Raw genomic sequence first — 16,011 nt, 5'->3', positions numbered from 1 at the left:
CCCCGCCGGTTCCTCGTCCCCCGCTGCGGGGGTTCACCGGGGGATCGCCGATTCTTCGGTTTTCACTCAAGTGTCCGCGGGGAAGTTTCGATGGACCTAGAGGTGTCGGGCACGCGAGCATCGACGGCATGACGGAGCGATGGAACGCCGGCGTCATCCCCTACGCCGAGATGGGCTACTGGCAGCCCGACTACACGCCCAAGGACTCGGACGTGCTCTGCACCTTCCGGATCACACCCCAGGACGGGGTGCCCCCGGAGGAGGCGGGCGCCGCCGTCGCGGGCGAGTCGAGCACGGCGACCTGGACGGTGGTGTGGACCGACCGCCTCACCACGTACGAGCACTACCAGGCGAAGTGCTACCGGATCGAGGCCGTTGCGGGCACGCCGGGCCAGTACATCGCCTGGATCGCCTACGACCTCGACCTGTTCGAGGAGGGCTCGATCGCGAACCTCACGAGCTCGATCATCGGCAACGTGTTCGGGTTCAAGCCGCTCAAGGCGTTGCGGCTGGAGGACATGCGGATCCCCACCCAGTACGTGAAGACCTTCCAGGGTCCGGCCCACGGGGTCGTCATCGAGCGCGAGTACCTCAACAAGTACGGCCGGCCGTTGCTCGGCGCGACCACCAAGCCGAAGCTCGGCCTCTCGGCGCGCAACTACGGCCGCGTCGTCTACGAGGCGCTGCGCGGGGGCCTGGACTTCACCAAGGACGACGAGAACATCAACTCGCAGCCGTTCATGCGCTGGCGCGACCGGTTCTTGTTCTGCATGGAGGCGGTCAACCGCGCCCAGGCCGCCACGGGCGAGATCAAGGGACACTACCTCAACGTCACCGCCGGGACCATGGAGCAGATGTACGAGCGGGCGGAGTTCGCCAAGGAGCTCGGCTCGGTGGTGGTGATGATCGACCTGACGGTCGGCTACACCGCGATCCAGTCGATGGCGAACTGGGCGCGGGCGGGCGGGGTGCTCCTGCACCTGCACCGCGCGGGCCACGGCACCTACACGCGGCAGAAGACCCACGGCGTGAGCTTCCGGGTGATCGCCAAGTGGATGCGCCTGGCCGGGGTGGACCACATCCACGCCGGGACCGTCGTCGGGAAGCTGGAGGGCGACCCGAACACGACCGCGGGCTTCTACGACACGCTGCGCCTCGACCGGGTGCCCGCCGACCCGGTCAAGGGCCTGTACTTCGACCAGGAGTGGGCCTCGATGCCCGCGGTGATGCCCGTGGCGTCCGGCGGCATCCACGCCGGTCAGATGCACCAGCTGATCCACTACCTCGGCGAGGACGTGATCCTGCAGTTCGGCGGCGGCACGATCGGGCACCCGATGGGCATCGCGGCGGGCGCCGAGGCGAACCGGGTGGCGCTCGAAGCGATGATCAAGGCGCGGAACGAGGGCCTCGACTACTACGCCGACGGCGAGAACATCCTCCGCAAGGCCGCCTCGCGCAACCGCGCGCTGGACATGGCCCTGGCCACCTGGGGCGACATCACCTTCAACTACGAGTCCACCGACACCCCCGACGTCGTCGCGACGCCGACGACGGTGTGATCGAGAGCCCCGAGGAGTCACACTGTGCGCATCACCCAGGGCACCTTCTCCTACCTGCCCGACCTCACGGACGAGGAGATCACCAAGCAGATCGAGTACTGCCTGGGGAAGGGCTGGCCGCTGTCGGTGGAGTTCACCGACGACCCCCACCCCCGCAACACCTACTGGGAGATGTGGGGCCTGCCGATGTTCGACCTGCGCGACCCGGCCGGGATCCTGCTCGAGGTCAACGCCTGCCGCAAGGCCAAGCCGGACGGCTACGTCCGGCTCACCGCCTACGACGCGAGCCTGGGCCGTCAGACCACGGCGCTGTCGTTCATCGTGCAGCGGCCGGCGGAGGAGCCCGGCTTCCGGCTCGAACGGCAGGAGGCGGCCGACCGCAGGGTTCGCTACACCACCCACTCCTACGCGACCGACCGCCCCGCGGGCGACCGGTACGGGGAGCGCTGACCGGTGGCCGGCACGCCTTTCGGGTACCAACCGGACCCTGCGGCCGGATCGGGCGACGAGGAGACCGCCCCGCACCTCCCCGCCGATGCCGTGGTCGACCTGGCCGCGGCCCGGCGGGAGGCCGGCATCGACGAGGTGCTGGGGAGGCTGAACGCGGAGCTGGTCGGCCTGGCACCCGTGAAGACGCGCATCGAGGAGATCGCCTCCCTGCTGCTCGTCGACCGGATGCGGGAGCGGTACGGGATCACCGCGCGGCGACCGACCCTGCACATGTGCTTCACCGGCAACCCCGGCACCGGCAAGACGACGGTCGCGCTGCGGATGGCCGACCTGCTGCACCGGCTCGGCTACCTGCGGCGCGGCCACCTGGTGAGCGTCACCCGCGACGACCTCGTCGGGGAGTACGTCGGCCACACCGCGCCGAAGACCAAGGACGTCATCAAGCGTGCGATGGGCGGCGTGCTGTTCATCGACGAGGCGTACTACCTCTACAAGGTCGAGAACGACCGGGACTACGGTTCCGAGTCGATCGAGATCCTGCTGCAGGTGATGGAGGCCCACCGCGACGACCTCGTGGTGATCCTGGCGGGCTACGCCGACAAGATGGACGTCTTCTTCGCGGCGAACCCGGGCATGCAGAGCCGCATCGCCCACCACATCACGTTCCCGGACTACACGGTCGACGAGCTCGAGCGGATCGCGGTCCTGATGACCGACGAGCTGGCCTACCGGCTCTCCGACGACGCCCGGCTGGTCCTGCGCTCCTACCTGGAGCGGCGCATCGGGCAACCGTGGTTCGCCAACGCGCGCAGCGTCCGCAACGCGATGGAACGGGCCCGGTTGCGGCAGGCGCGTAGGCTCCTCGACCAGGACGACCCGCGGGTCGACCTGGCGGCCCTGACCACGATCGAGGCCGCCGACCTGCTCGCGAGCCGGGTGTTCCGCGAGGACGCCCACGCGAAGACGGTGCGCTCGGCCTGATGGGGACGGACCGGACGACGAGGTGACCACCAACGCCAGGTTGCGCGCTCTGGTCGAGCTGGCCGACAGCGGATCGGTGCGCGGCGCGGCGGAACGGCTCGTGGTCACCGAGTCGTCGGTCTCGTCGGCGGTCAGCGCGCTCAGCGCGGAGGTGGGCATCCCGCTGGTCACCCGCCACGGCCGGGGCGTCCGGCTCACCCCGGCCGGGGAGCGGTACGCCGAGTACGCGCGGCGGATCCTGGGCCTGCACGCCGAGGCCGTCCTCGCCGCCCGCGCGGAGTCCGACCCCGAACACGGCGCGATCCGGCTGGCCGCGGTCACCACGGCCGGGGAGTTCCTCATCCCGGACCTGCTCGCGTCGTTCCGGGCGAAGCACCCCGGCGTGATGCTGCGGCTGGAGGTCGCGCCGCGGGGGCGGGTGTGGCCGCTGCTGGCGCGCCACGAGGCCGACCTCGTCGTCGCCGGTCGGCCCCCGGACGACCTGTTCTCCGCCCGGGTGCGCGCGGTCAGCCCCAACGCGCTGGTGGTGGTCGGTGCGCCGGACGAGCGCGCCGGGTTCGACCCGGCGCGCGCGACGTGGCTGCTGCGCGAGCCCGCGTCGGGGATGCGGGCCACCTGCGAGGCCCTCCTGGAGCGCCTCGACGTCGACCCGCCGCGCATGACGCTCGGCTCGAACGGCGCGGTCGTCGCGGCGGCCGTGGCCGGGCTCGGCGTCACGCTCGTGTCGCGCGAGGCCGTGCGCCGCGGGCTGGACTCCGGCGCGCTCGTCGAGCTGCCGGTGCCAGGTGTGCCGCTCGAGCGGCCATGGCACATCGTGAGCCAGCCGGACCCGACGCCGTCCACCCGGCTGCTGATCGAGCACGTGCTCGCCGTACCGGAGCTCGGCTGGCGCCCGCCGCGGCCCTGACCCCCTGCCAACCCCCCGCGAGGGGGATGTCCGGGCCGGCGGCGGCGGGCAGCCTCGGACCCGGCGGCTGGAACGCAGTCCGCCCTCCATCCGCCGACCGGGTTGGGAGGAAGCCGATGCCCGCCGACCGGACGACCCTCGCGCAGTTCCTCGTCGAGGACCGGCGGCGGCACCGCGCCGAGGGCGCAGACCTGGACTCCCTGATCCTCCATCTCGCGGTCGCCGGCGGGGCCGTCGCCGAGCACGTGGCGGGGGGCGCGCTCCACGGCACGCACGGCGGGATGCGGCACGAGCTCGCCATGATCGCCGAGGACTACTTCCTGCGCGCCGCCGCGCGCAGCGGCCGGCTCGCGGGGATGGCCTCCGACGAGCTCCACGTGCCATCCGCGGTGCACCCGCGAGGCGACTACCTGCTGGCCGTCGACCCGCTCGACGGATCACCGGGCACCGACCCCGACGCGTGCGCCGGCAGCATCTTCTCGATCCTGCGCACGCCATGGCCGGGGGTGGGCGCGACGGCCCAGGACTTCCTGCAGCCCGGCACGGCACAGGTCTGCGCGGGCTACGCCCTCTACGGGCAGGCCACGGCGCTCGTGCTGACCCTCGGCCGGGGCGTGTACGCGTTCACCCTCGATCCCGCGCGCGGCGAGTTCGTCCTCACCCGGGAGGCGCTCCGGGTGCCACCGCTCGCGGGCGGGTTCGTGATCGACGCGTCGCACCGGCGGTTCCGGCAGCCGGCGGTGCACCAGGCCGCGCCGCTCGCCGCCGAGGCGCACCGGATCCTCACCCGCGGCGGTGTGTACGCCGGCCCCGGCCACAAGATCCACGCGGTCAACGCCGTCGCGTTCCTCGTCGAGCAGGCCGGGGGCGCGGCGAGCACGGGACGCGGCCGGGCGCTCGACGTCGTCCCCACCGCCCTGCACCAGCGCTCCCCGCTGATCGTCGGGACGGCGGCGGAGGTCGCACTGGTCGACCGCTGCGCTGAGAGGAGGCAGAGCACATGTCACGGAAGCACCCGATCATCTCGATCACCGGCTCGTCCGGCGCGGGCACCACATCGGTGATGCGCACGTTCCAGCAGATCTTCCGCCGGGAAGGCGTCGACGCCGCATACGTCGAGGGCGACAGCTTCCACCGCTACGACCGCGCCGAGATGAAGGCCGCGATGGCCGACGCACACGCCCGCGGCGACCACACCTTCAGCCACTTCGGCCCCGAGGCCAACCTCTTCGACCAGCTCGAGGAGCTCTTCCGCACCTACGGCGAGACCGGCACCGGCAAGATCCGCAGATACCTGCACGACGAGGGCGAGGCCGCCCCCTACGGGCAGCAGGCCGGCACGTTCACCCCGTGGGAGAGCCTGCCGGACGACACCGATCTCCTGTTCTACGAGGGCCTGCACGGGGCGGTCGTCACGGACACCGTCGACATCGCCCGGCACGCGGACCTGCGCGTCGGCGTCGTCCCGGTGATCAACCTCGAGTGGGTCCAGAAACTGCACCGCGACAAGGTGACGCGCGGCTACACTGCAGAAGCGGTGACCGAGACCATCCTGCGCCGCATGCCGGACTACGTGAACTACGTCTGCCCGCAGTTCTCCCGGACCGACGTGAACTTCCAGCGCGTGCCCACCGTGGACACCTCCAACCCGTTCATCGCCCGCACGATCCCGACGGCCGACGAGTCGATGCTGATCATCCGCTTCCGCGACCCGCACGGGATCGACTTCCCCTACCTGCTCGCGATGCTGCACAACTCGTTCATGTCCCGGCCGAACACCATCGTGTGCCCCGGCGGGAAGATGGACCTCGCGATGCAGCTGATCTTCACGCCGATGATCCTGCGGTTGATGGAGCGCCGCCGGGCCGAGCTGGTGGCATGACGCGGATCGCGGATGGTGTCGTCCGGCCGGGCGGGCACGGTGTCACGTGCGCGGTGTCACGTGCGCGGTGTCAGGTGTCGGCGATGGCCTCGGTGAGCAGCGGCGGCGGCGCCTGCAGGTCGTGGGCCCGGAACAGCACCGCGTGCGCGACCCCCATCTCCTTCCCGTTCATCGCGAGGATCATCGGGATGAAGTCCGCGGGCGCGGGATGGCCCGGGAGCGCGGCCAGGTACGCGGCGTGCGCCTCCAGTGACGCGACGCCGCGCCGCAGCGGTTCGCCGGTGACGTCGACGCCGTGGGTCACGTCGAGGTTCGCGGCGATCCCCGGGACGAGGATCCACCGCACGCTCCAGGGCTCGAGTCCCTCGTCGTCGATCTGCTCCGCGAAGACCCACCGGTTGCCGGCATCGCGCACCGCGTCGACGGTCGACAGGCCGGCGGCCCGGTGGTCCGCCTGGTCGAAGCCCATCGGCGTTTCCACCGCGAACCCGGACCCGATCACGACGTCCGGTCGGAACCGGCGGATCTCCCGGCAGATGTCGCGGCGCAGGTCCAGGCCGTAGACGAGCATGCCGTCGGGGTGTTCGAGCACGGTGAGGTGCTCGACGCCGACGGCCGCGCACGCTGCCCGCTGCTCGGCGAGGCGCAGGCGCGCGGTCTCCTCCGGCGGGTTCGGCATGCCCGCCTCCCCTCGGGTGAGCAGCAGGTAGCCGACCTCGATCCCGCGCGCCGTCCAGCGCGCGACGGCGGCGGAGGTGCCGTACTCCATGTCATCGGGGTGGGCGACGACGCAGAGCACGCGCTCGAAGGACTCCTCGGGCAGGGCAGGCACCAGCTCGGTCATGGGGCGAACCGTCCTTTCGTCGGCGCACAGCACAGCGGATCTCATGCCGTCTGTCATGATCAAGCCTGGGCAGCGCGCCCCCGATTCGGCAATGCCCTCGACTCGCCCGTTCCACCATGTGCGGCGCCGCAGAGGCCCCCGGGCCACGCCTACCCCGGGTGCCGGGACCCCAGGCCGGTCCGTCAGCGGTCGAGCCAGACGGTGGCGTAGAACATGTCTCGCGAGACGTAGCGGACGATGCCCTTCACGTCGGGTTTGGCGATCGTCGAGAGGTAGCCGCGGCTGTACCAGCCCAGCACGAGGTCCTGGTTGGCGAGCAGGTCGACCTGCTGGTAGATCCGCGCCCGCTCCGCGGGGTCGGCGGCGTTGAGGGCTTGGTCCAGCAGCTCGTCCATCCGGGGGTTGGAGTACTTGCCGTAGTTGCCGGGGCCGTCGGTGCGGAAGAGCCGGTGCACGGCCGGGTAGGGCGACTCCCACGGCCCGCCCACCCAGCTCGTGAGCTGGAAGTCGTTGCTCTGCACGACGGCGGACGAGAACTGGGCCAGGTCGTAGAACTGCAGCTGGACGTTGATGCCGATCGCGGCCATCTGCGCCTGGATGAACTCGCCGAAGGCGACCCGGTTGGGTGCGTTGGAGGTCTTGAACGTGAAGTCGGGGTTCCCGCCGGATGCCCGGTACTCGTCGACGAGCTGCTTGGCGCGCTCGGGGTCGAACGCGGGCCACGCGTCCGACGCGGCCGGGTCGTGGTACGGGCTGTCGTCGCCGAAGACGCTCTTCGCGGGCTGCAGCTGGTTGTCGTACTGGCTCACGCTCAGCGCGTTCACGTTGATCGCCCGGATCACGGCCTCGCGCATCCGGTGGTCGTCGAACGGGGGCCGCGCGAAGTTGAAGTACACCCATTCGGCGCCGTTGGCCGTGGCGTAGTACGTCGTGAGGTTCGGGTCGGCCATCGCCCGCGAGAGCTCGACGATGTAGCCGCCGAAGACCACGTCGACGTCGCCGTTGACGATCGACGCCCAGCGCGACTCGGTGTCGGGGAGCGGCCGGAACTCCAGCCCGTCGAGGTGGGGAAGGCCCTGCTGCCAGTAGTCGGGGTTCTTGGCCATGACGAGGCGGTTGTCGCGCACCCAGTCCACGAACGTGAACGGGCCGGCGCCGACCGGGTGCTTGCCGATGTCGTCGCCGTACTTCGCGAGCGCGGCCGGGGAGACGACGAAGGCGAGGCTGCCGGTGCTGAAGGGTTGCGCGAAGCCGCTGGCGAAGTCGCCGGTCGGTTCGGTGAGCCGGAACTCCACGGTGGTCGGGTCGACCGCGCGCATCGACTCGATGCGCTCGGTCAGCTGGTGCGCGGGCGAGGAGACCTTGTCGATGTGCCGCTGGGTGTTGGTGATCACCGCCTCGGCGTCGAACGGGGTGCCGTCGGAGAACCGCACGCCGGGCGTGAGCGCCATCCTCCAGGTGAGCCCGCCGTCGGAGGTGTCCATCGACCGGGCGATGTAGGGCTCGATCTCGCCCTTCGGGCCGAGCTTCAGCAGGTAGTCGTAGATGGCCGACGCGGCCTGGTTCGCGTTCTGGACGGTCGGGTCGAAGCTGACGATCTCGCGGTCCATGCCGAGCAGGAGGGTCCCACCGTCCTTCGGCGCACCCTCCTGGGCCGGGTCACCGCCGTAGGGGTTGATGGTGCGGACCCGGTTCGCCACGTCGGCGGGTGCGTTGATGCCGGGCGCGGCGCCGCACGCCGCGAGCAGCGCGCTGGCGACAGCGGTCGCGACGAGCGCGAGGAACCTCGACGGGCGGTGGGCCTGCCGCATCGTTCTCAACTCCCCATTGAGTTGGTGGGGCCGGATCCGGCGACCGTAGCCCCCGGGCCCGAAGCATGGCAACCATATTGTCGACAATCTTGTGTCGCAGATGTCTAACGATCGAGCCAGAGCGTGGCGTAGAAGGTGTCGCGGGAAAGGTAGCGCTGCATCCCGCGCACGTCCGGCTTCGTGATCGTCGACAGGTAGCTGCGGGCCAGCCAGCCGACGGCGACGTCCTGGCCGGCCAGCAGCTCCACCCGCTGGTAGTCGGCCGTGCGCTCCGCCTCGTCGGTGGTGACCGCGGCCCGGTCGAGCAGCGCGTCCACCTCCGGGTTGGAGTAGCGCCCGTAGTTGAGGTTGCCGTCGCTGCGCAGCAGCCGGGCGACGGCCGGGTACGGGTAGTCGAACGTGTTCACCCAGCTGGCGAGCTCGAAGTCGGTGCCCTGCACGACCCGCGTGGTGAACTCGGCGAGGTCGAAGAACTTCGGCTCGACCTCGATCCCGACGGCGGCCATCTGCGCCTGCACGAACTCCCCGAGCGTCACCTCGGTGCGGCTGGTCGAGAACGTGAACCGCGCCTGGCCGCCGTCCGCCTCGTAGTCCGCGACGAGGCGCCGCGCCTCCTCCGGGTCGTACGCTGGCCACGCGTCCGCGGCCTCCTGCGTGTGGTACGGGCTGTCGTCGGCGAACAGGCTGCTCGCCCGGATCAGCTGGCCCGAGTACTGGCTCGCGCCCAGCGCGTCGAGGTCGATCGCGCGGATCACGGCCTCGCGCATGCGGCGGTCGTCGAACGGGGGGCGGTTGAAGTTGAAGTAGAAGAAGAACCCGCCGTTGCCGGGTCCGTAGTACTCGCGCAGGTTCGGGTCGGCCGCGGCGCGCACCAGCTCGGTGTTGTACCCGCCGTAGATCATGTCGACGTCGCCGTTCTGCATGCTGGCGTAGCGGGTCTCGGTGTCCGAGAGCGGGCGCACCTCGATGCCGTCGAGGTGGGGCAGGCCGGCCTGCCAGTAGTGCTCGTTGCGCACCAGCCGCATCCGGTTGTCGCGCACCCAGTCCTGCAGCACGAACGGCCCCGCGCCGACGGGGTGGGCGCCGATCTGGTCGCCCCACCGGGCCAGTGCCGCCGGAGAGATGATCATGCCGAGCGTCCCCGAGTTGAACGACTGGGCGAACACCACCGGGAAGTCGCCGTACGGCTCGTTCAGCGTGAACTCGACGGTGAGCGGGTCCACGGCCCGCATCCCGGCGATCTCGCTCGCGTATACGTGCGCGGGTGACGTGGCGATGTCGATGTGGCGCTGGGTGTTGATGATCACCGCGTTCGCGTCGAGCGGCGTGCCGTCGGAGAACGTGACGCCTCCCCGCAGGCCCATGAGCCAGGTGCGGCCGCCGTCCGGGGACTCCATCGACCTCGCGAGGTAGGGCTGCGCCTTGCCGTCCGGCGACATCCGCAGCAGCAGGTCGTAGACGGCGGGGGCGATGATGTTGCCGGACTGGACGGTCGGGTCGAAGCCGACGAGCTCGCGGTCGTTGCCGATCAGCAGCGTCCCGCCGCGCTTCGGCTGTCCCTCGGTGGCCGGGTCGGCGCCGTAGGGGTCGACGACGTGCACGCGCCGGTCGGCCGCCAGGTCCGACGCGGGCCGGGCCGCCCCGCAGGCGGCGGTCCCGACCAGGCAGAGGGCCGCCGCGACGGCCGCCACCAGGCGTCTCACCGCACGCTCCTGTTCAACACGGTGAGCACGGCGGCGCGGACCTCCGCCGCCCCGGGGAGGTGGGCGTCCTCCAGCCCCGGGCTCACGGGGATCGGCCGGAAGGGCGCGGCGACGCGCTCGACCGGGGCGTCCAGGTCGTCGAAGGCCGCGTGGCCGACGGCCGCCGCGACCTCGGCGCCGAAGCCCCCCGTGCCGACCGCCTCGTGCGCCACCACCAGGTGGTTCGTGCGCGCGACCGAGTCCGCGATCGTGTCGAGGTCGAGCGGCACCAGCGTGCGGGGGTCGATCACCTCGACCTCGATCCCGTCGCGCGCCAGCTCGTCGGCCGCGGTGAGGGCCTCGTGCACCATCCGGGACAGGGCGACCACGGTGGCGTCGCGGCCCGGTCGCAGCACGGCGGCACGTCCGATCGGCGCCGGGGCCACCACGTCCGGGACCTCCTCGGCCCGGAAGTAGAGCGTCTTGTTCTCGACCACGACCACCGGGTCCGGGTCGGCGATCGCGGCGGCCAGCAGCCCGGCCGCGTCCACCGCCCGGCTGGGCATCACGACCTTGAGCCCCGGCACGTGGCACAGCCAGCTCTCCAGGCTCTGCGAGTGCTGGGCGCCCGCCCGCTGGCCGGCTCCGCCCTGGGTCCGCAGCACCATCGGGACGGACAGCTGCCCGCCCGACATGAACCGCGCCTTGGCCGCCATGTTGACGAGCTGGTCCAGGGCGAGGGTCAGGAAGTCGATGTACATGATCTCGAGGACCGGTCGCAGCCCGGACTGGGCGGCGCCGATCGCGATGCCGGTGATCGCGGCCTCGCTGATCGGGGTGTCCCGGACCCGGTCGGCGCCGAACTCCTCGACCAGGCCGCTGGTGATCGTGAACGGCCCGCCCGCCGAGACGTCCTCGCCGATCACCAGCACGCGCTCGTCGGCCCGCATCGCCTCGCCGAGTGCCCGGCCCACGGCCTTCGCGTACGTGGTCCTCATGACCCGTACACCAGTGAGGCCGCGAGCTCGGGGGTGGGCCACGGGCTCTCCCGCGCCCACGTGACGGCGTCCTCCACCTCGGCGTGCGCCGCCTCCCGCACGGCCTTCGCCTCGTCGGTGTCGAACCAGCCGTGCGCGATGCCGGTGCGTTCCAGCCGCAGGACGGGGTCGCGCTGCTGCCACTCCTCGGTGGCGATGGCATCGCGGTAGCGGTCGGGGTCGCCCTCGTAGTGCCCGCGCAGCCGGTGGGTGAGCGCCTCCAGCAGGGCCGGGCCGTCCCCTGCGCGGACCCCGGCCAGCAGCCGCGCGAACTCCTCCCACACGGCGACGGCGTCGTTGCCGTCGACGGTCGCGGCGGTGATCCCCCACGGCGCGACGAGGTCGCTCACCCGCTCCACCGGGGTGTGCGCCGAGCGCGGGGTGAACTCGGCGAACCCGTTGTTCTCGCAGACCAGCACGACCGGGAGCCGCCACAGTGCCGCGATGTTCACCGACTCGGCGAACGTGCCCGCCTGCACCGCCCCGTCGCCGAAGAAGACGACCGAGACCGTGTCCTCGCCCTCGGTGGACTCACGGCGCATCCGGGCGGCGAGCGCGCTGCCCAGCGCCGCGGGCACCGTCCCGCCGACGACCCCGGTGGCGCCGAGCATCCCGTGCGCGACGTCGACCAGGTGCATCGATCCGCCCATGCCCCGGCACAGGCCGCCCGCACGGCCCATCAGCTCGGCCATCGTCTCCGGCAGCGGTGCGCCCTTCGCGATCACGTGGCCGTGCGCGCGGTGCCCGCTGTAGACGACGTCGCCGTCCCGCAGCTGCCCGCAGACCGCCGCGGCCACGCCCTCGCCGCCGGTGGAGAGGTGGATCAGGCCGTGCACCTCGTCGGAGCGCTTGAGCCGTCCGACCCGCTCCTCGAACGCGCGGATCCGCCACATCGTGCGCAGCAACGATCGCGCCTGCTCGGCGTTCACGCGGCTCCCCGGACCGTTACTCGCCGCACCGCCGCGACGATCTTGTCCTCGTCCGGCAGCACGTAGTCCTCCATCGGCTTCGCGTAGGCGATCGACGCGTCCAGCGCCGTGACCTGGACGATCGGGGCGCGCAGCGCGGAGAAGCCGTGCTCGGCCACCTCGCCCGCGATCACCGTGGCCACCGAGGAGTGCCGCGTCGCCTGGTCGACGAGCACCAGCCGTCCCGTCTTCCCGACCGAGGTGAGGATCGTGGCCGTGTCCAGCGGCGCGATCGTGCGCGGGTCGATCACCTCGACGTCGATGCCGTCGGCGGCGAGCCGCTCGGCGGCGGCGAGCGCGCGGTGCACCGTCCACCCGGTCGCGACGACCGTGACGTCGGAACCGGACCGCTTGACGTCGGCCGTCCCGAACGGCACGAGGTGCTCGCCGTCGGGCACCGGGCCCTGCTCCAGGAGCAGCAGGTAGTGGTGCAGGAAGAGCACCGGGTTGTCGTCGCGGATCGCGCTCGCCATCAGCCCCTTGGCGTCGGCGGGGGTGGAGGGGAGCGCGACCTTCAGCCCCGGCACGCCCATGAACATCCCGTAGATCGAGCCGGTGTGCTGGCCCGCCCAGCCCGCCGTGAACCCGTAGCCGGCCTTGAGCACCAGCGGGGCGGTGACCCGCCCGCCGCTCATGTAGTGGAACCGGTTGGCCTCGTTCACGACCTGGTCCATCGCGACGAGCAGGAACTCGGCCATCGTGCAGTCGACGACGGGGCGCTTGCCCGCCAGCGCCGCCCCGGCCGCCATGCCGATCTCGGCGGTCTCCGAGATCGGCGTGACCCGCACCCGGTCGGGGCCGAAGGCCCGTACGAACGGGTCGTCGGGGCTGCCGGCGACGCTCTGCCCGAACAGCACGACGTCCTCGTCGCGGGCCATCTCCAGGTGCACGGCCTCGTTGGTCGCGGCCGCATAGGTCAGTTCGCGGGTCGTCACACCGGTCACGGCGGCCTCCTCAGGCGTACACGTGGGACAGGGCCGCTGCGGGCTCGGGATGGGGGCTCGCCAGCGCGAAGTCGACGGCGGCCTGCATCTCGGCGCGCGCCTCGGCGGCGATCCGGTCGGCATCGTCCGCGGTGAGCTCCCCGCTCCCGACGAGGCGGGCGCGCAACCGCGGCACCGGGTCACCGCGCTTGGCGGCCTCGTACTCCTCGGCGTTGCCGTACTTCGTCACGGCCTCGTGCTCGGGGTAGTGCAGCGGGACGCCCGGCGGGGCGATCGAGTTGCCGTGCGCGGAGAGCCGGTAGACCCGCGACTCGACGAGCGTCGGCCCCTCCCCCGCCCGCGCGCGCTCCACGGCGGCGGCCACCGTCTCGTGCACGAGCAGCGGGTCGCCGCCGTCGATCGTCACGCCGGGGATGCTGTAGGCGCGCGCCTTCGTGGCGAGCGGTTCGCCCGCGGCGGCGTTGGCGTCCTCCAGGTCGGTGCGCACTCCGGCGCTGTAGCTGTTGTTCTCCATCACGAAGACCACCGGCAGCTTCCAGACGGCCGCGATGTTGAGCGACTCGTGGAAGGCGCCCTGCTTGGACGCGCCGTCGCCGAAGAACGTCAGGACGACCTCGCCGCGCCCGCGCAGCTGCGCGGCGTACGCGGCGCCGGTGCCCTGCGGGATGTTCTGCCCGACGATCCCGGAGGTGCCGAGGAACCCGCGTTCCGGGTCGGCGAGGTGCATCGAGCCGCCGTAGCCGCCGCAGATGCCGGTGGCGCGCCCGTAGATCTCGGCCATCAGCGCCGACGTGTCGCTGCCCAGCGCGATCGGGTAGCCGTGGCACCGGTAGGTGGACACCAGCTGGTCGCCCGGGCGCATCGCCGCCACCGACCCGACGATCGACGCCTCGGCCCCGTCCGCGAGGTGCGTGTGCCCGCGGATCACGCCGGGGTGCTCGGTGAAGGTGCGCTTCACCCGCTCCTCGAACTCCCGGATCCGGATCATGTGCCGGAACATCTCGGCCGGTTTCACGGGCGCACTCCTTCGAACTGGGCCAGCGCCGAGGCGACGGTGCGGCGGAACATCTCGTCGATGGGCAGTGCCCGCAGTGCGTCGGAGAGGACCTCGACGCCCCACGGGCCGTGGTAGCCGATCTCCGCGAGCACGCGGACGTAGCCGGGGATGTCGAACTCCCCCTCGCCGGGCAGGCGCCGGAACCGGGTGGTCTCCTCCGAGTGGTCGGGCATGTTCGCGACCTGGCCGTCGGAGAGCTCGACGTAGAGCAGCCGGCGGGGGTCGATCACCCGCAGGTCCTCCGGGGCGATCGCCATCTTCCCGAGGTGCCAGGTGTCGATCGCGATGCCGCCGTTGGGCTCGTCGGCGCCGTCCAGGATCTGCAGCACGTCGGCGAGCGAGGTCGTGTTGATGTCGAACGGCATCAGCTCGTAGGTGATGAGCGAGTCGTGGTGCCGGGCGGCGTCCCGGCACAGCGCGCCGAAGGCGTCGGTGAGCTGGGCGAGCGACGCCGCCGAGCGGGCGAGGTTGCCGATCTTGATGTGGTGGGCCCCGAGCGCGGCGGCCGCGTCGAACAGCAGCCGCCGCCGCTCGTCGGCGGCCGCCCGGCCGGGGTGGTCGGGGCCGACGAACCAGTCGTCGAGGAACTCCAGCTCGAGGTGCACGAGCCCGTGGTCGCGGAACACCGCGCCGATGTCGGCCAGGGATCGGGTCTCGAGCAGGTGCGCGAGGTCGGCGTGCCACAGCCCGAGACCGGTCATCCCGGACTCGACGGCCTGCGCGCAGCGCTCCTCCCAGCCGAACAGGCTCCATTCGCGCCCGGTGCGGATCGTCACCGGCCCGGCGGTGGTCCAGTACGCGCCCAGGATGTCGGTCACGACTTCCCCTCCTCGATCATCAGGGCCAGCGGGCGTTCGAGCAGCGCCACCAGGCGGGCGAGGAACCGCGCGGCCTGCGCGCCGTCGACGACGCGGTGGTCGCAGGTCAGGGTCAGCGCCATCACCGGCACGGCGACGACCGCTCCGTCGCGCACGCGCGGCAGCTCCCGCACCGCGCCGACGGCGAGGATCCCGGCCTGCGGGGGCACGATCACCGCCGCGAACTCGGCCACGCCGAACATGCCGAGGTTCGAGACGGTGAACGTCGCGCCGTCCAGGTCGGCCGGGGTGGCGGCGCCGGCGCGGGCCCGGCCCACGAGCTCGCGCGCCTCGGCCGCGACCGCCACCGGCGATCCCGGGTCGCGCACCACCGGCACGACCAGGCCGTCCTCGGTGTCCACCGCCACGCCCACGTGCGGGCGGGGGTGGCGCAGCACCGCACCCTCGGCGGCCGATGCGTTCATCGCGGGGTGCTCGCGCAACGCGCGACCCGCCGCGGACACGACGAGGTCGGTGACCGTGGGCGCCGGGTCGGCGAGCCCGGCCAGCTCGGCGCGCAGCCGGGCGGCGGCGCTCGCGTCGGCCTCCGCCGTGAGGGTGAACACCGGCACGGCTGCGGCGTCGGCGAGCCTGCGGACCGTGGCCTGCCGGATCCGGCCGAGCAGCGCCCGCTCCGGGGAGGGGGTGGGTTCCGCGGAACGCGCCGCGCCTTCCACGTCGTCGCGCACGATGCGCCCGTGCGGCCCGGTGCCGGCCAGCCCGTGCAGGTCCACGCCGAGCTCGCGGGCCCGCCGACGCGCCAGCGGGGAGGCGATCGGCCGGGTGGGTGGCCCGGGCGGGGCGCCGCCGAGGCGCGCGATCACCGCGCCGACCGCGGCCGACCCACCCTCCGGCACGACGATCTCCAGCACGCCCGCGGCCTCGGCCTCGAGCCCGACGACCGCCTTGTCCGTCTCGATCTCGGCGATCTCCTGGCCCGCGTCGACCTCGTCGCCCGCCCCGTGCAACCAGCGCACGATCGTGCCCTCGGCCATCGACTCCGACAGCCGCGGCATCCGGACCTCGGCCACG

Annotated in this window: 15 protein-coding genes; 6 read left to right on the top strand and 9 right to left on the bottom strand. The window is 72.3% G+C overall.

The annotated features are described in order from the left end of the window. Positions 1–128 precede the first annotated feature (128 nt). The 6 genes from ABEA81_RS05385 to ABEA81_RS05360 all read left to right on the top strand — a co-directional run bounded on the left by ABEA81_RS05385 (position 129) and on the right by ABEA81_RS05360 (position 5,779). On the top strand, positions 129–1,559 hold the full coding sequence (locus ABEA81_RS05385; RefSeq protein WP_345603654.1) for a form I ribulose bisphosphate carboxylase large subunit: 1,431 nt from the start codon (positions 129–131) through the stop codon (positions 1,557–1,559). Positions 1,560–1,583: 24 nt separating this feature from the next. After that, positions 1,584–2,009 (top strand): ribulose bisphosphate carboxylase small subunit, encoded by a 426-nt coding sequence (locus tag ABEA81_RS05380; RefSeq protein WP_345603653.1) that lies wholly within the window; start codon positions 1,584–1,586, stop codon positions 2,007–2,009. Between the two features lie 3 nt (positions 2,010–2,012). Then, a complete protein-coding gene (gene cbbX, locus ABEA81_RS05375; protein WP_345603652.1) occupies positions 2,013–2,990 on the top strand; it encodes a CbbX protein in 978 nt (325 codons plus the stop codon). 22 nt (positions 2,991–3,012) lie between these two features. Further along, positions 3,013–3,897, top strand: coding sequence for a LysR family transcriptional regulator (locus tag ABEA81_RS05370; RefSeq protein ID WP_345603651.1), 885 nt, complete (start codon positions 3,013–3,015; stop codon positions 3,895–3,897). 116 nt (positions 3,898–4,013) lie between these two features. Further along, positions 4,014–4,961: a class 1 fructose-bisphosphatase gene (locus ABEA81_RS05365; RefSeq protein ID WP_345603650.1), complete on the top strand. Its 948-nt coding sequence runs from the start codon at positions 4,014–4,016 to the stop codon at positions 4,959–4,961. Continuing rightward, complete coding sequence (locus ABEA81_RS05360; protein ID WP_345603649.1) at positions 4,898–5,779, top strand: phosphoribulokinase; 882 nt, start codon at positions 4,898–4,900, stop codon at positions 5,777–5,779. Before ABEA81_RS05365 ends, ABEA81_RS05360 begins: the two co-directional genes overlap by 64 nt. A 70-nt stretch (positions 5,780–5,849) precedes the next feature. Here the strand turns inward: ABEA81_RS05360 and ABEA81_RS05355 are convergent, their stop codons facing one another. From ABEA81_RS05355 to ABEA81_RS05315, 9 genes are all read right to left on the bottom strand, one after another. Further along, complete coding sequence (locus tag ABEA81_RS05355; protein ID WP_345603648.1) at positions 5,850–6,623, bottom strand: PIG-L deacetylase family protein; 774 nt, start codon at positions 6,621–6,623, stop codon at positions 5,850–5,852. Positions 6,624–6,805: 182 nt separating this feature from the next. Then, positions 6,806–8,434, bottom strand: coding sequence for an ABC transporter substrate-binding protein (locus ABEA81_RS05350; RefSeq protein ID WP_345603647.1), 1,629 nt, complete (start codon positions 8,432–8,434; stop codon positions 6,806–6,808). Between the two features lie 104 nt (positions 8,435–8,538). After that, positions 8,539–10,137: an ABC transporter substrate-binding protein gene (locus ABEA81_RS05345; protein ID WP_345603646.1), complete on the bottom strand. Its 1,599-nt coding sequence runs from the start codon at positions 10,135–10,137 to the stop codon at positions 8,539–8,541. Further along, positions 10,134–11,114, bottom strand: a complete 981-nt coding sequence (locus ABEA81_RS05340; RefSeq protein ID WP_345603645.1) for an alpha-ketoacid dehydrogenase subunit beta — start codon at positions 11,112–11,114, stop codon at positions 10,134–10,136. The genes ABEA81_RS05345 and ABEA81_RS05340 overlap by 4 nt, the downstream gene beginning before the upstream one ends. Next, the gene (locus ABEA81_RS05335) at positions 11,111–12,082 is read right to left on the bottom strand and encodes a thiamine pyrophosphate-dependent dehydrogenase E1 component subunit alpha (protein ID WP_345603644.1); all 972 of its coding nucleotides are present in this window, start codon (positions 12,080–12,082) and stop codon (positions 11,111–11,113) included. The genes ABEA81_RS05340 and ABEA81_RS05335 overlap by 4 nt, the downstream gene beginning before the upstream one ends. Next, on the bottom strand, positions 12,079–13,065 hold the full coding sequence (locus ABEA81_RS05330; RefSeq protein WP_345603643.1) for an alpha-ketoacid dehydrogenase subunit beta: 987 nt from the start codon (positions 13,063–13,065) through the stop codon (positions 12,079–12,081). The genes ABEA81_RS05335 and ABEA81_RS05330 overlap by 4 nt, the downstream gene beginning before the upstream one ends. A gap of 10 nt (positions 13,066–13,075) precedes the next feature. Beyond that, a complete protein-coding gene (locus ABEA81_RS05325; protein WP_345603642.1) occupies positions 13,076–14,080 on the bottom strand; it encodes a thiamine pyrophosphate-dependent dehydrogenase E1 component subunit alpha in 1,005 nt (334 codons plus the stop codon). Further along, the gene (locus ABEA81_RS05320) at positions 14,077–14,940 is read right to left on the bottom strand and encodes a sugar phosphate isomerase/epimerase family protein (protein WP_345603641.1); all 864 of its coding nucleotides are present in this window, start codon (positions 14,938–14,940) and stop codon (positions 14,077–14,079) included. The genes ABEA81_RS05325 and ABEA81_RS05320 overlap by 4 nt, the downstream gene beginning before the upstream one ends. Further along, entirely contained in the window at positions 14,937–16,010 is a 1,074-nt protein-coding gene (locus ABEA81_RS05315; protein ID WP_345603640.1) for a dihydrolipoamide acetyltransferase family protein, read from the bottom strand. Before ABEA81_RS05315 ends, ABEA81_RS05320 begins: the two co-directional genes overlap by 4 nt. Between the last annotated feature and the right edge of the window lies 1 nt (position 16,011).

The organism is Pseudonocardia adelaidensis (assembly GCF_039543345.1).
GTDB lineage: Bacteria > Actinomycetota > Actinomycetes > Mycobacteriales > Pseudonocardiaceae > Pseudonocardia > Pseudonocardia adelaidensis.
The sequence above is the reverse complement of the archived record's forward strand: the minus strand, read 5'-3'. Positions and strand labels throughout refer to the sequence as shown.

Bases quoted from the DNA above. Each gene is read 5' to 3' on its own strand.
- ABEA81_RS05340 (WP_345603645.1), bottom strand. From the start codon at position 11,114: ATGAGGACCACGTACGCGAAGGCCGTGGGCCGGGCACTCGGCGAGGCG.
- ABEA81_RS05350 (WP_345603647.1), bottom strand. From the start codon at position 8,434: ATGCGGCAGGCCCACCGCCCGTCGAGGTTCCTCGCGCTCGTCGCGACC.
- ABEA81_RS05360 (WP_345603649.1), top strand. From the start codon at position 4,898: ATGTCACGGAAGCACCCGATCATCTCGATCACCGGCTCGTCCGGCGCG.
- ABEA81_RS05385 (WP_345603654.1), top strand. From the start codon at position 129: ATGACGGAGCGATGGAACGCCGGCGTCATCCCCTACGCCGAGATGGGC.
- ABEA81_RS05365 (WP_345603650.1), top strand. From the start codon at position 4,014: ATGCCCGCCGACCGGACGACCCTCGCGCAGTTCCTCGTCGAGGACCGG.
- ABEA81_RS05355 (WP_345603648.1), bottom strand. From the start codon at position 6,623: ATGACCGAGCTGGTGCCTGCCCTGCCCGAGGAGTCCTTCGAGCGCGTG.